The following is a 13,333-nucleotide window of genomic DNA, read 5'->3' on the forward strand; positions in this document are numbered from 1 at the left end:
GTCGCGAAACCCCACGGCCGACGCCGATCCCCCGCTCATCGACCCCGTACGGCCGACGATAAGACCGAGTCGAGAAGACCGGCGCCATCACCCAAGCGCACTCACCGGCGCCGGGCGCGCTCGGCCGTGCTGGGCAGCGAGGAAGACGCGTTGGAAGGCCGAGCGCCTGGTCTGGGTGCCCGCGTCCCTGGTGAAGGGCTTGGAGTTCGAGACGGTCGTCGTGACCGAACCGCCCACATCGTCCGCGGCGAACCGCGCGGACTGCACCGGCTGTACGCCGTGCTCACCCGCGCCGTCAGCGCGCTGCAGATCGTCCATGCCGAGCCGCTCCCCCCACCGCCGAGCGGAGGGTGACGTGCCATCGGCGAACCTGGGCGACAGTGACGCCGCCCTTAGAGGGAGTCGAGGAAGGCGAGGGCGGTCGTCCAGGCGCGTTCGGCGGCGTCGGCGTCGTAGTCGGGCAGGTCGGGGTCGGTGAACAGGTGGCCGGCACCCCGGTAGCGGAAGACCTCGACGTCCGCGCCGGCATTGCGCATCCGCAGGTACCACGCGTTCAGCCAGTCGACGGGCTCCCAGGTGTCGGGGTCGGCGACGTGCAGCTGCACCGGGATTTCGGTGGACGCGTCGTCCGCCATGTCGGACGTGCCGTGCATCAGCAGCAGCCCGGCGGCCTTGTCGTCGGCCAGCGCGAGGTTCTGCGCGATGGAACCGCCGAGCGAGAACCCCGCGTAGACGAGCCCGCCGTCGCCCGTCAGGGGGGCGGCGGCCGTGACGGCGCGGCGCAGCAGCTCGTCCCGGCCGATCTCGTCCTTGATCTCGATGCCCGCCTCGGGCGTGTCGACCACCCGCCCGTCGTACAGGTCGGGGACGTGGACCTCGTGGCCTGCCGCGCGAAGCCGGTCCGCCGCCTGGTGCACCGCCGGGCGCAGCCCGTACATCGAGTGGAGGAGCAGAATGCGTGCCATGTCCCACACCCTAGAGGGGTAGACCTGGGGGACGGCCGGTCGCGCGTGTCCCGGGGAATCATCCGGGCCTAGGATCGGTTGACGCGACTGGCAGGCCGAATCGTGCGGCCACCGGCGGCCAACGAGGAGAGGCACAGAACAGTGAGCGACGTCCGCAACGTCATCGTCATCGGGTCCGGGCCCGCGGGTTACACGGCCGCGGTCTACGCGGCTCGCGGTGACCTGAAGCCGCTGGTGTTCGAGGGGTCGGTGACGGCCGGGGGTGCGCTGATGAACACCACCGACGTGGAGAACTTCCCCGGGTTCCCGGACGGGATCATGGGGCCGGACCTGATGGACAACATGCGCAAGCAGGCCGAACGGTTCGGCGCCGAGCTGATCACCGACGACGTCACCGAGGTCGACCTCACCGCCGACCCGAAGGTCGTCAAGGCGGGTGACGACACCTATCTCGCCAAGACCGTCATCATCGCGACCGGCTCCGGGTACCGGGAGCTCGGCCTGCCGGACGAGAAGCGGCTGTCGGGACGCGGCGTGTCGTGGTGCGCGACCTGCGACGGGTTCTTCTTCCGCGAGCAGGACATCGCGGTCGTCGGCGGCGGCGACACCGCAATGGAGGAGGCGATCTTCCTGACGAAGTTCGCCCGCTCGGTCACGGTGATCCACCGGCGGGACGAGCTGCGCGCCTCCAAGATCATGCAGGACCGCGCGTTCGCCAACGAGAAGATCAAGTTCCTGTGGGACAGCGAGGTCACGTCCATTCAGGGCGACGACCGGGTGACGGGCGTGACCGTCCGGAACACCAAGACCGGCGCCGAGTCCTCGCTGGAGATCACCGGGCTGTTCATCGCGATCGGCCACGACCCGCGCAGCGAGCTGTTCGCCGGCCAGCTGGAGACCGACGCCGACGGCTACCTGATCGTCGACGCCCCGAGCACCCGGACCAAGCTCCCCGGCGTGTTCGCCTGCGGCGACGTCGTCGACCACATCTACCGGCAGGCCATCACCGCCGCGGGCAGCGGCTGCTCGGCCGCCATCGACGCCGAGCGCTGGCTCCAGGACCACAACGCCGCCGAAACCGTCCCGCAGACCTGACCGCCGCGAGCGGCGTCCACGGCCCGCATCCCGCCGATCCGCGGATCGGCCGCCACCCTCCGCCGGCCGGTCGCCGCGCGGCGACCGGCGGGCCGAGCGATCAAGTCGGCGTCGCCCCGCGGATGATCTCGTCGTCCGCGCCGCGGGAGCGACACACGAGGTGGCCGTTGCGCGGCGGGCGGCGGACACGTAGGAACGAACGACGGTATCGGGTGAAAGAGCGCCCCGGCCGAGTGAGAACAGAAGGAGAACCATGAAAGCCGTGACCGACGCCGACTTCGTGTCCGAGGTCCTCGACAGCGACAAGCCCGTCCTGGTCGACTTCTGGGCCGAGTGGTGCGGCCCGTGCCGGATGGTGGCGCCGATCCTGGAGGAGATCGCCAAGGAGCACGGCGACAAGATCGACATCGTGAAGCTGAACATCGACCAGAACCCGCTGGTGCCGCAGAAGTACGGCATCATGCAGATCCCGACGATGAACGTCTACAAGGGCGGAGAGGTCGTCAAGCAGATCATGGGCGCCAAGCCGAAGGCCGCCCTGCTGCGGGATCTCGCCGAGTTCATCTGATCCGCCTCCCGTCTCCCGCGGCGAGCGCGAAAGCGTGTGGCCCGCACTCCGGAATGGAGTGCGGGCCACACGCGTCATACCGCCTCAGAACGTCTCAGACGGGTCGTAGCGCCCCTTCCGGGGTCATGGACCCCAGCAGCCGCTCCAGGGCCACCTCGACGTCCTCACGCCACGACAGGGCCGACTTCAGTTCCAGCCGCAGCCGCGGATACCGGTGATGCGGCCGGACGGTCTTGAACCCCACCGACAGCAGATAGTCGGCGGGTACCATGCATCCGCCCTCTTCGTCCTTCAGGTCGCCGAACGCCTCGATCGCCTTCACCGCGCGGCGCGTCAGGTCTTTCGCGACGCCCTGGACGAGCATGCGGCCGAGCCCGCCGCCCGCGAACTCCGGCAGGATGTGCGCGGTCATCAGCAGCACCGCGTCCGCGCTGACCGGGCTCGTCGGGAACGCCACCGAACGCGGCACGTACAGCGGCGGCGCGTACATCACGAATCCCGCCGGGACATTGTCCACATAGGCGATCTTGCCGCAGCTGCCCCATTCGAGCAGCGTCGAGGAGATCCACGCCTCCTTCTCCAGACCCGGGTCGCCGCTCTCCAGCGCCCGGTCGCGGCTCACGGGGTCCAGCTCCCAGAACACGCAGCCGCGGCAGCGGTGCGGCAGATCATCGAGATTGTCCAGCGTGATGTTGACGAGACGACGCGACACCGGGCCGGCACCCCCTGCCTCGATCCTCGCCCGCCGGGCCTGGAACCCGTGCCGGCGGAAGTCCCGGCAACCGACCGGGCCCCGCAGGCATCGTATCGGACAGGAGTTTCTCCGGGCGGCACGGCGCGCCCCACCCGGGGGGTTCCGCCGCAGAGCTCATGTCGTACTTTGCAGGGAAGCCCATTTCACCTCGGAGGTGCCACGTGGAACAGCACTCGCGTACGGACGTCTACGCCGATCGCTACGCCGCCCGCGCCGCCGGCATGGTGCCGTCCGAGATCCGGGCGCTGTTCGCAATGGCCGCCCGGCCCGAGGTCGTCTCGCTCGCGGGCGGCATGCCCAACGTCTCGGCGCTCCCCCTCGACGCCGTCGGCCAGATGATCGGCGACCTCGTGGCGGGCAGGGGCGCCGAGGCACTGCAGTACGGCTCCGCGCAGGGGGACGGGCAGCTCCGCGAGCACATCTGCGAGGTGATGGCCCTCGAAGGCGTCCACGCCTCGCCGGACGACGTGGTCGTCACCGTCGGCGCGCAGCAGGCACTCGACCTCATCACCAAGATCTTCGTGGACCCGGGGGACGTCGTCCTCGCCGAGGCGCCGTCCTACGTCGGCGCGCTCGGCACGTTCGCGTCCTACCAGGCCGACGTCGTGCATGTGCCGCTGGACGAGGGCGGGCTCATCCCGTCCGCACTCCGCGAGACGCTCTCCTCGCTCCGCCGGCAGGGGCGCAGCGTCAAGTTCCTCTACTCGGTCCCGACGTTCCAGAACCCGGCGGGCGTCACGCTCACTCCCGCGCGCCGCGCCCAGATCCTGGAGATCTGCGCCGAGTACGACGTCCTGATCGTCGAGGACAACCCGTACGGGCTTCTCGGTTTCGACGGCGAGCCCATGCGGGCCATGCGCGCGGACGACGCCGAGCGCGTCATCTACCTCGGCTCGTTCTCCAAGACGATCGCGTCCGGGCTCCGCGTCGGCTGGGTGCTCGCACCGCACGCGGTGCGGGCCAAGCTCGTCCTGGCCGCCGAGTCGGCGATCCTGTGCCCGTCGAACTTCTCGCAGCTCGCCGTCCGCGAGTACCTCGCCACGCAGCCGTGGCGGGAGCAGATCAAGAACTTCCGCGAGCTGTACCGGACCCGCCGTGACGCGATGCTGGAGTCCCTTGACCAGCTGATGCCGGACGGTTGCACGTGGACGCGTCCCGCCGGCGGTTTCTTTGTCTGGCTCACACTTCCCGAGGGGCTCGACTCGAAGGCGATGGCACCGCGCGCGATCGCCGAACGCGTCGCCTACGTCCCCGGCACCGGCTTCTACGCGGACGGCATCGGACACCGGCACATGCGTCTGTCGTACTGCTTCCCCGAGCCACACCGGATCCGCGAGGGCGTCCGGCGGCTCGCGACGGTGATCGAGCAGGAGATCCGGCTGCGGGACATGTTCGGCGGCGCGATCGGCGGCGCCTCCACGGGCGTCCAGGCTCCGGGGCCGGACGTCGTCTGAATGTTTCACGTGAAACGCGCGTCGGCCGACGCGCGCGACATCCTTGGAGAGGCACCTGCGTTGGAACTCGGACATGTCATCGTCCTCGCCGGAGGACTGTCCTACGAGCGCGAGGTGTCGCTCCGGTCCGGGCGGCGCGTCACCGACGCGCTGCGCGCCCGCGACATCCCGGTCGAGCTGCGCGACGCCGACGCGACACTTCTGGACTCGCTGACCGACGACCCGCCGGACGTCGTGTTCCCCGTCCTGCACGGCGCCGCGGGGGAGGACGGGGCGATCCGCGACGTCCTCGAACTCCTGGACGTGCCCTATGTCGGCGCCCGCCCGGACGCATGTCGCGTCGCGTGGGACAAGCCGACCGCCAAGTCCGTCGTCCGCCGTGCGGGCCTCCGCACGCCCGAGTCGGTCGCCCTCCCGAAGGAGGTCTTCCACGACCTCGGCGCCGCGTCCGTCCTCGACAAGATCGTCCGCGCTCTCGGCCTGCCGCTGTTCGTCAAGCCGACCCGTGGCGGCTCGGCCCTGGGCGCCTCCGCCGTCCATGAGGCGTCCGAGTTGTCCGCCGCGATGGTCGGCTGCTTCGCCTACGGCGACGCGGCACTCGTCGAGCGGTACATCTCGGGGATCGAAGTGTCCGTCAGCGTCATCGAACGCGACGGCGTACCCACGGCGCTTCCCGCCGTGGAGATCGTCGCCCCCGGCGGCCTCTACGACTACACGGCACGCTACGACGCCGGCGACACCGAGTTCATCACCCCGGCCCGCCTCACCCCCGACGCGACGGCCCGCGCCACGGCCGCCGCCGTCACCGCCCACCGCGCCCTGGGCCTCCGCGACCTCTCCCGGACCGACCTCATCGTCTCCCCTGACGGCGAGGTCCACTTCCTGGAGGTGAACGTCGCCCCCGGCATGACCGAGACAAGCCTCCTCCCCCGCGCCGTCAGCGTCGCCGACCTGGACCTGGGCGAGGTCTGCGAGTCCCTTCTCCAGGCCCGCGTCTCCTAGAGTCATGATCACTGGGTGGCGGGGTCTCCGGTGTTGGAGGTCCAGCCGCCATGCCACGGCGCCTCCCCTGCCGGGGGCGCCCGGCATGAAGACGAGCGCCGCCGTGCTCCTCGCCCCGGCATCTTCAATGGCCGGGAAGCTCGCCGATCACCGCACCTGACGGTCGGCCCACGGCGTGATGGCGGCGCCGCCCTGGGTGGACGCGGTGGCTGTCGAGCACCTGGCTTCCCGGAGACCAACGATGCCGGTTGCCCAGGGGCATCGCCCGCAAGCTGCCCGGGGCGACCCGGCCGGCCGCCTCTGTTTCACGTGAAACAGAGGCGGCTCGGCTGCCCTCTCCCGCGCAGCACAAGGGCAAGCCTGCTCCAGGCACCCGCAGCTAGCGGCGGCGGATTGCATCGGACCGGACGGCGTTTCACGTGAAACCGATGCCGGGGCGAGCGAGGAGTGGCCCCAGGGCCACCGCTCCTTCCCCGGCTCGGCAATGGGGGGTGCGTCGGCCGGGAAGGAGAGCTCCCTCTCCCGGCAGGGGAACGCGCCCCGGCCTTGGGACGACTCGACCGGCCGCCCGATGTTTCACGGGAAACATCGGGGGAGCGGACCGCACAGAGAAGCGCCCCGGAAGCCGGCCGGCTTCCGGGGCGCTCTAAGCGAGGCGGACGTCAGAGCTCGTCTGGCCCCTCATCCGGGGCCATCGACTTGATGATGCGATCCAGATCTTCGAGCGTGGCGAACTCCACCACGATCTTGCCCTTGTTGCGGCCCATGTCGACGCGGACCCTCGTGTCGTACCGGTCGGAAAGGCGCTCGGCCAGTGCCTGGAGGCCCGGGGCGACCGGCTGCTTACGGCGGCCCTGCCGGGGCGCCTTGGGCTCGTCCTCGACCTCGCGGAGCGCGATCATCTCTTCGAGGGCACGGACGGAAAGGCCCTCCTGGACGATCCGCTGCGCCAGATGCTCCTGAGCCTCGACGCTGTCGAGGGAGAGGAGGGCGCGGGCGTGCCCGGCGGACAGTACGCCGGCGGCCACCCGTCGCTGGACGGCGGGCGGCAGGTTCAGCAGCCGGAGCGTGTTCGTGATGTGCGGACGCGACCGGCCGATGCGTGCGGCGAGTTGCTCGTGGGTGGCGCCGAAGTCCTGCAGCAACTGCTGGTACGCGGCCGCCTCCTCCAGCGGGTTGAGCTGCTGGCGGTGGAGGTTCTCCATGAGCGCGTCACGGAGCAGATCGTTGTCGCCGGTGTCCCGGACGATCGCCGGAATGACCCCCAGGCCGGCCATCTTGGACGCGCGCAAGCGGCGTTCGCCCATGATCAGCTCGTAGTCGTGCTCACCCGACGCGGACTTGCGGACGACGATCGGCTGCAGAAGGCCGACGATGGCGATCGAGTCCGCGAGCTCCTGGAGCGCCTCGTCGTCGAAGTGCTCGCGCGGCTGCCGCGGGTTGACCGTGATGGAGCCGACGGGCAGCTCCGCGAAGTGGGCGCCGGCCACCGGTTCGGGGGCGGCGGTGCCGTTCGATACGGGGCCGCCCGGGAATCCGGGCTCGCGTGCGCCGCCCGGTTCGTCCGGGGCAGGGGAGGGCGGGGCGGTGGGGATGAGGGCGCCGAGCCCCTTGCCCAGACCGCGTCGCTGCTGGCTCACTGAACAGTTCCTCCGTGCGCCATTTCCGAGGCGGCTTCCCTGTAGGCGAGCGCGCCACTCGAACCGGGGTCGTAGGTGATCACGGACTGCCCGTAGCTCGGGGCCTCGGACACCCGGACACTGCGGGGGATCACCGTGTTCAGGACGACGTCCCCGAAGTGGCTCCGGACGTCCTCGGCGACCTGCGCGGCAAGGCGCGTCCGAGCGTCGTACATCGTGAGCAGGATCGTGGACACCTTCAGTTTCGGGTTGAGGTGCGCCTTGACGAGGTCGACGGTGCGGATCAGCTGCCCGAGCCCCTCCAGCGCGTAGTACTCGCACTGGATCGGGATGAGGAGTTCGTCCCCGCCGACGAGGGCGTTCACCGTGAGCAGGCCGAGCGACGGGGGGCAGTCGATCAGCACGTAGTCGAACTTCTCGATCTCGTAGGAGTCGAGTGCCCGCCGCAGCCGCGACTCGCGGGCCACCTTGGAGACGAGTTCGATCTCGGCGCCGGCGAGGTTGAGGGTCGCGGGCGCGCAGTACAGGTTGGGGATCTCCGGCGCCGGGACGACGATGTCGCCGAGCGGCATGTCCTCGATCAGCACCTCGTAGATCGACGGGACCTCCGCGTGGTGCTCGACGCCGAGCGCCGTGGACGCGTTGCCCTGCGGGTCGAGGTCGACCACGAGGACCTGTGCCCCGTGCAGGGCGAGGGACGCGGCGAGATTCACCGAGCTGGTGGTCTTGCCCACGCCGCCCTTCTGGTTGGCGATGGTGATGACGCGGCACTTGTCCGGCCGCGGCCACTCCCGGTCCCCTCGGCCCGGCACCGTCCTGACTCCGGTGGCCGATGTTTCATGTGAAACCTTGGCGTCCTTGAGCGCCTCGCGCACGAGTTCCGACTCCCCCTGTTTGCGTCCCTTGCGCGGTTCCGGCGGCTGTGCCCCGGTGTTCGTCGGTACGTATCCGACATTCTCCGCGGTACCGGACGTCGTGTTCCCCCACATCGCGTGCCCGGAAGGCATCGTCCCCTGGCCCGCACTCCCCTGCGTTCCACCGGCGGACGGCGGCTGCGCGTTCTCGTCCCTGCCGGACGGCTGCTCGTCGGGGGTTTCGGCGGCGCGGTCAGGCCGGCCCAGTCCTGGTCCCGTGCTCATGAAGACCTCTTCCTCGACCCTCTGGCACGCCGGGGCGCGCGCTGTCGTCGTTCGACAACCTCTCCTCGGCCGGCGACCACACGGACGAGTGTTGTCGGCGGATCGACCATACCGCGCCCAACTTGCAGCAGTTCCGCGGAGCGCGCCCCGAACCGCTTCAGGACAGGCTCCGCCTCGTCCAGTTCCGCCTGGGCACGCTCCCCTTTGAGCGCGAGGAGTTCGCCGCCCGGACGCAGCAGCGGCAGGGCCCACTTCGCGAGGCGTTCGAGAGGTGCGACGGCCCGCGCGGTGACCACGTCCACCGAGAACTCCTTCGCCACCTCCTCGGCACGGGCACGGCGCACCTCGACGTTCCGCAGACCGAGCATCCCGACGCACTCGTCCAGGAAGGCGGTGCGTCGCAGCAGCGGTTCGAGCAGGGTGACCCGCAGGTCGGGCCGGACGATCGCGAGGACGATGCCGGGGAGTCCCGCGCCCGAGCCGATGTCCACGACGTGCGCGTCCGCCGGGACGGCCTCGGACACCACCGCACAGTTGATCAGGTGGCGTTCCCAGAGCCGGTCGACCTCGCGGGGCCCGATGAGCCCCCGTTCGACCCCGGCCTCCGCCAGGAACGCCGCGTACCGCTCCGCGATCGGCAGCGCGTCACCGAATACCTCACGTGCTATCCCCACCAGACGAATCGTTCCACATGAACGGGCGGCGCCGTACACGCGGAACGTCCCCGCGCAGCGTCCGGGTCCCGGGGGTGGACGACCCTTGCGTTATGGCAAGAACCACATGACCCCCTGCATATTCGTGATCGGGCGGGTAGGGGTGCGGTGTCGCCCGACCGTCCCCCCGGAAGGAGCTCCGACACATGGGAATCGGAGTCAGTCTCGCATTCATCGCCGTGGGCGCGATCCTCGCGTTCGCCCTACGCGTCGACCTCAGTGGTATCGACATTCACCTGGTCGGCTGGATCCTGATCCTGGTGGGGCTTGTCAGCATGGGCTTCACCCTCAAGTACACGCGGCCCCGGCGCCGTGCCGGCCGAATCGTCGGCGTCGACCCCGCCTACGGGGATGAGCCGGGCACCATCGTCCGCGAGGAGCACATCATCGAGGAGCCCGCGCCCATGGGCCGGCCGGCCGAGCGTGTCGAACGTGTGATCGAGCATCCGGCGGACGAGGGTGTGACGCACGGGCACCTCGCGCAGGACCCGGCGTACGCCCAGGACCCCGCGCACGCACAGGATCCGGCGGAGGAGAACAGGCCGTCCGTCGTCGGCTCCGGCGATCGCATTCCGGAGCGCCGCAGATGGCGGCGTACCGCCCGCAGGTGATCACACGGACACGGATGCCTGCTCGGTGTGCCTGGGCGGCGGTGCACACCGAGCAACCGGGCCCCGCGCCGATCAAGGCGCGGGGCCCTTTCCGTCTCCAGAGGGGGTTGTCCACAGTTGCCCGTTCGTCTTCCCCTGAGCATGTGGGGGCTTGACCCTGGAGGTAAGCGGTCCGCCCCCGGGCGGGAGGGGCCTGCTTTTCAACGGGCGGCTCTTCCGCGGCCCGGCGAAGGTTTTCCGCGGCCATGCGAATGGCCCCGGCGCGGGTGTGCACCGGGGCCATTCGGAGGTTCGGACGGGACGTCCCCTGTGGAGGGCTCGTCCACGCTCAACGCGACGAGAACAAACGTCAGGCGGGGTAGACGACGACGTAGCGGTCGGGTTCTTCGCCCTCGGACTCGCTGCGGAGACCGGCGGCGGCCACCGCATCGTGGACGATCTTGCGTTCGAACGGCGTCATCGGGGCGAGCGGCTTCGGCTCGCCGGCCTGCTTGACCTCGTCGGCGACGTCCGTGCCGAGCTTGGTGAGTTCGGCGCGGCGGCGCTCGCGGTAGCCGCCGATGTCGAGCATGAGGCGGGTCCGGTCGCCGGTCTGCCGGTGGACGGCCAGCCGGGTCAGTTCCTGCAGCGCCTCCAGCACCTCGCCGCGCTTGCCGACCAGTTCGTCCAGGGAGGCACCAACGACGGCGACGATGGCGCGCTCGCCCTCGACGTCCATGTCGATGTCGCCGTCAAAGTCACCGATGTCCAGCAGACCCTCGATGTAGTCGGCGGCGATCTCGCCTTCCTGTTCGAGCGCCTGGACGTCGACCTCGGTCGTGTCGGTCTGGCTCAACGGGGTCTCCTTCTCCGGCACATGCTCGGGATTCAAACTAGCGCTTCTGGGTGCCGCTGCGCTTGCTGCGCGGCTTGCGGGTCGGCTGGTTGCGCGCGGCCTTTGGCTTGGCCTCGGCCTCGGGCTCGGGGACCGGCTCCGCTTCCTTCTTCAGCTTCGCCTTCATGCCAGAGGGGGACTGGCCGTTCTTGGACAGCGCCGCCTTCGCACCGCCCGCCTTGGCGCCGACCTTGGCGGTGGTGGTCGGTGCGGCCTCGCCGTTCGTGCCGGGCGGCGGGTACTTCTTGTAGATGTAGTGCTGCTGCGCCAGCGTCCAGCTGTTGGACGTGACCCAGTACATGAGGACGCCCAGGGGGAAACCGAGGCCGAACAGGCCGAACAGCGGCGCGAGGAAGACCATCATCTTCTGCGCCTGCATCATCGGGTTGGCGTCGTCGGTGACGGGCTGCCGCTTCATGCTGGCCCGGACGGTGAAGAACGTCGTGATGGAGCTGATCACGACGGCGATGCCGGTGACGACGATCGCGCTCCAGACCTTGGGGTTGGCGCCCCAGGCGTTCAGGAACGTGTCCGGGATGTGGGCGCCGAAGATGTTGGCATTCTGGGCGCTCTGCACCAGATCCCACTTCATCGCGAAGACGTCGTGGCCTTCCTTGGCGTCCGAGATCCGCTTGAGGGTCTGGAACAGCCCGATGAAGATCGGCATCTGCACCAGGAGCGGCAGGCAGCCCGACAGCGGGTTGGCGCCGTTCTCCTGGTAGAGCTTCATGACCTCCTGGTTGAGGCGCTGCTTGTCGTTCTTGTACTTCTTGCGCAGCGCCTGGACCTTGGGGTTCAGCTCCTGCATCTTCCGCGAGGCGTGAATCTGCTTCACGAAGAGCGGAACGAGCAGAAGCCGCAGCAGGACGGTCAGCAGGATGATGGAGCCACCCCAGGCCCATCCGCTGTCCTCGGGGACGACGACGCTCAGCCCCGTGTGAATCCACACGATGAGCTGAGAGACGATCTCGTACAACCAATCAAGCACCGGGCAGCTCCTTGGACTCTGCTAGGGCGTGGCCGCTCTCCTCGCGGCCGGAGTTCGAGGACGCCGCCGCGGATCGCCGCTGAGGGGGCGTCCCCTCAGCTCCCCCGGAGAAGCCCGCCGCGGCGGGCTTCTTCGGCGGCACCGGGTCGTAACCCCCGGGATGGAAGGGATGGCACCGCGCGATCCGGCGGGCCGTCAGCCATGTGCCGCGCGGCGCCCCGTGCACCTGGAGCGCCTCCAGGCCGTAGGCGCTGCAGGTCGGGTGGAAACGGCACTGCTGCCCGAGCAGGGGACTCAAGAAGCGGCGATAGGCGCGGATGAGAAGGATCAGCACGGCCGCGACGGGACCTGGGCGGCCCGTCCTGTGCTGCGCGGGGGACTGCGCCCCCTGCCGACTTCTCATCTTCGCCCCTTGGACGCGGGCCGCAGCAGCCGGTCGAGTGCCGACTCCAGATCCGCGGCCAGTTCGTCTGGACGCGCTTCACCCGCGCGGGGATTGGCGCGCACTACGAGCAGGCTACCCGCTGGGAGCCGGTCGAGGTGCGGGCGCACCAGGTGGCGGAGCCGGCGCCGCACCCTGTTGCGGACGACGGCGTTGCCGACGGGACGCGCCACGATGAACCCGACCAGCGGCGGCGCGGCCGCCGCGGGGGGCTCGTCCGGGTGAAGCAGGTGAACCACGACGGTTGGCCGTCCGGTGCGGCGACCGCGCCGGACGGCCAGCGTGAAGTCGTCCCGCCGCCGCATCCGGTTACCGGACGGCAGCACGGTGCGGGAGGCTCAGACCGCGATGCGGGTGCGGCCCTTGGTGCGCCGGTTGGCCAGGATCGCGCGGCCGGCACGTGTGCGCATGCGCAGCCGGAAGCCGTGCTTCTTGTGGCGACGACGGTTGTTCGGCTGGAAAGTACGCTTGCTCACTTGGGGCTCCAGTGCTGCGGTCGGTTCGTCTTCAGGCGTCAGGCTCGAAAGCTCGCATCGAGGTCCGCGTCCGGTCCCCCGCAGCGGGGGCCCACCCGGACTCGCCTGAGGGGCTGCCGGCGGGCACGCGGCATCTCCGTCGATGCGACTCGACCTCAGCACGTTACGGGCTCCCCGGGTACCCGGTCAAACGGAGGCCCCCACCGCCGCCGGGCCGGAGAAGCACGCCTGTGGACGGAGCCGGTTCGTGTTGCGGGTGATGGCGGCAGCGATTAAGGTCGTCTGGGCGAGCCGACGCTCCTTCGACCGATTCGACGACTTCGACGACCTGATGTCGGCACTCCGCCCCCTCAAGCCCCCCGTTCCAGAGCGCCCCAGTACCGGCCGAGAAAAGGCCGGGGTCTTCCCGACCTCGTTTCCAGAAACCCGCCTCACGGGTTTTACACAGGTGCCGCATGTCTATGCACAGCATGTGGACAACTCTGTGGACAACTCGTGAGAGAGTAAGTCTTCCGCGTCGCGGCGTGCCCCCTGAGGCGGGCCGTATCCCGTGGGAGAGCCGGGCAGTCAGGTACTCCGTACGGCGGAGTCGGTGGGAGGGGGACCTTGCGC

Annotated in this window: 17 protein-coding genes; 6 read left to right on the forward strand and 11 right to left on the reverse strand. The window is 70.0% G+C overall.

What is annotated here, in order from left to right:
• Positions 1-87 precede the first annotated feature (87 nt).
• Together ACQP1N_RS34220 and ACQP1N_RS34225 are read right to left on the reverse strand one after the other, a co-directional pair.
• On the reverse strand, positions 88-318 hold the full coding sequence (locus tag ACQP1N_RS34220) for a hypothetical protein (RefSeq protein ID WP_067797446.1): 231 nt from the start codon (positions 316-318) through the stop codon (positions 88-90).
• Positions 319-392: 74 nt separating this feature from the next.
• Entirely contained in the window at positions 393-965 is a 573-nt protein-coding gene (locus ACQP1N_RS34225) for a dienelactone hydrolase family protein (RefSeq protein WP_067797448.1), read from the reverse strand.
• Between the two features lie 141 nt (positions 966-1,106).
• Here ACQP1N_RS34225 and trxB point away from each other — a divergent pair, with 141 nt between their 5' ends.
• Both trxB and trxA read left to right on the forward strand, forming a co-directional pair.
• The gene (trxB, locus tag ACQP1N_RS34230; protein WP_433228409.1) at positions 1,107-2,060 is read left to right on the forward strand and encodes a thioredoxin-disulfide reductase; all 954 of its coding nucleotides are present in this window, start codon (positions 1,107-1,109) and stop codon (positions 2,058-2,060) included.
• A gap of 253 nt (positions 2,061-2,313) precedes the next feature.
• On the forward strand, positions 2,314-2,628 hold the full coding sequence (gene trxA, locus ACQP1N_RS34235; protein WP_433228411.1) for a thioredoxin: 315 nt from the start codon (positions 2,314-2,316) through the stop codon (positions 2,626-2,628).
• Positions 2,629-2,722: 94 nt separating this feature from the next.
• Here the strand turns inward: trxA and ACQP1N_RS34240 are convergent, their stop codons facing one another.
• Positions 2,723-3,340, reverse strand: coding sequence for a GCN5 family acetyltransferase (locus ACQP1N_RS34240; protein ID WP_067797455.1), 618 nt, complete (start codon positions 3,338-3,340; stop codon positions 2,723-2,725).
• 263 nt (positions 3,341-3,603) lie between these two features.
• Between ACQP1N_RS34240 and ACQP1N_RS34245 the strand changes: the two genes are divergently transcribed.
• Positions 3,604-4,836 carry a PLP-dependent aminotransferase family protein gene (locus ACQP1N_RS34245; protein WP_433232918.1) on the forward strand — a complete coding sequence of 411 codons (1,233 nt, stop codon included), beginning with the start codon at positions 3,604-3,606 and terminating at the stop codon, positions 4,834-4,836.
• A gap of 60 nt (positions 4,837-4,896) precedes the next feature.
• Positions 4,897-5,838: a D-alanine--D-alanine ligase family protein gene (locus ACQP1N_RS34250; protein WP_433228412.1), complete on the forward strand. Its 942-nt coding sequence runs from the start codon at positions 4,897-4,899 to the stop codon at positions 5,836-5,838.
• 662 nt (positions 5,839-6,500) lie between these two features.
• On the opposite strand, the gene ACQP1N_RS34255 is transcribed toward ACQP1N_RS34250, so the two are convergent.
• The 3 genes from ACQP1N_RS34255 to rsmG all read right to left on the reverse strand — a co-directional run bounded on the left by ACQP1N_RS34255 (position 6,501) and on the right by rsmG (position 9,291).
• Positions 6,501-7,478 (reverse strand): ParB/RepB/Spo0J family partition protein, encoded by a 978-nt coding sequence (locus ACQP1N_RS34255; RefSeq protein WP_433228414.1) that lies wholly within the window; start codon positions 7,476-7,478, stop codon positions 6,501-6,503.
• Positions 7,475-8,290, reverse strand: coding sequence for a ParA family protein (locus ACQP1N_RS34260; RefSeq protein ID WP_067797555.1), 816 nt, complete (start codon positions 8,288-8,290; stop codon positions 7,475-7,477). Before ACQP1N_RS34260 ends, ACQP1N_RS34255 begins: the two co-directional genes overlap by 4 nt.
• A gap of 323 nt (positions 8,291-8,613) precedes the next feature.
• The gene (gene rsmG, locus ACQP1N_RS34265) at positions 8,614-9,291 is read right to left on the reverse strand and encodes a 16S rRNA (guanine(527)-N(7))-methyltransferase RsmG (RefSeq protein ID WP_433228415.1); all 678 of its coding nucleotides are present in this window, start codon (positions 9,289-9,291) and stop codon (positions 8,614-8,616) included.
• A gap of 185 nt (positions 9,292-9,476) precedes the next feature.
• On the opposite strand from rsmG, the gene ACQP1N_RS34270 reads away from it, so the two are divergent.
• A complete protein-coding gene (locus ACQP1N_RS34270) occupies positions 9,477-9,941 on the forward strand; it encodes a DUF6458 family protein (protein ID WP_067797470.1) in 465 nt (154 codons plus the stop codon).
• A gap of 349 nt (positions 9,942-10,290) precedes the next feature.
• Here the strand turns inward: ACQP1N_RS34270 and ACQP1N_RS34275 are convergent, their stop codons facing one another.
• The 5 genes from ACQP1N_RS34275 to rpmH are packed head-to-tail and all read right to left on the reverse strand — an operon-like array spanning position 10,291 to position 12,721.
• On the reverse strand, positions 10,291-10,776 hold the full coding sequence (locus ACQP1N_RS34275; protein ID WP_067797558.1) for a protein jag: 486 nt from the start codon (positions 10,774-10,776) through the stop codon (positions 10,291-10,293).
• A 37-nt stretch (positions 10,777-10,813) separates the two neighbouring features.
• Positions 10,814-11,803 carry a membrane protein insertase YidC gene (gene yidC / locus ACQP1N_RS34280; RefSeq protein WP_433228417.1) on the reverse strand — a complete coding sequence of 330 codons (990 nt, stop codon included), beginning with the start codon at positions 11,801-11,803 and terminating at the stop codon, positions 10,814-10,816.
• Positions 11,796-12,206, reverse strand: a complete 411-nt coding sequence (yidD, locus tag ACQP1N_RS34285; RefSeq protein ID WP_433228419.1) for a membrane protein insertion efficiency factor YidD — start codon at positions 12,204-12,206, stop codon at positions 11,796-11,798. The genes yidC and yidD overlap by 8 nt, the downstream gene beginning before the upstream one ends.
• A complete protein-coding gene (gene rnpA / locus ACQP1N_RS34290; protein WP_067797476.1) occupies positions 12,203-12,571 on the reverse strand; it encodes a ribonuclease P protein component in 369 nt (122 codons plus the stop codon). The genes yidD and rnpA overlap by 4 nt, the downstream gene beginning before the upstream one ends.
• Positions 12,572-12,583: 12 nt before the next feature.
• On the reverse strand, positions 12,584-12,721 hold the full coding sequence (gene rpmH / locus ACQP1N_RS34295) for a 50S ribosomal protein L34 (RefSeq protein ID WP_067797480.1): 138 nt from the start codon (positions 12,719-12,721) through the stop codon (positions 12,584-12,586).
• Between the two features lie 247 nt (positions 12,722-12,968).
• On the opposite strand from rpmH, the gene ACQP1N_RS34300 reads away from it, so the two are divergent.
• Positions 12,969-13,220 (forward strand): hypothetical protein, encoded by a 252-nt coding sequence (locus ACQP1N_RS34300; protein ID WP_131732681.1) that lies wholly within the window; start codon positions 12,969-12,971, stop codon positions 13,218-13,220.
• Positions 13,221-13,333 lie beyond the last annotated feature (113 nt).

Origin of the sequence: Actinomadura formosensis (assembly GCF_050948385.1) — a bacterium.
GTDB lineage: Bacteria > Actinomycetota > Actinomycetes > Streptosporangiales > Streptosporangiaceae > Spirillospora > Spirillospora formosensis.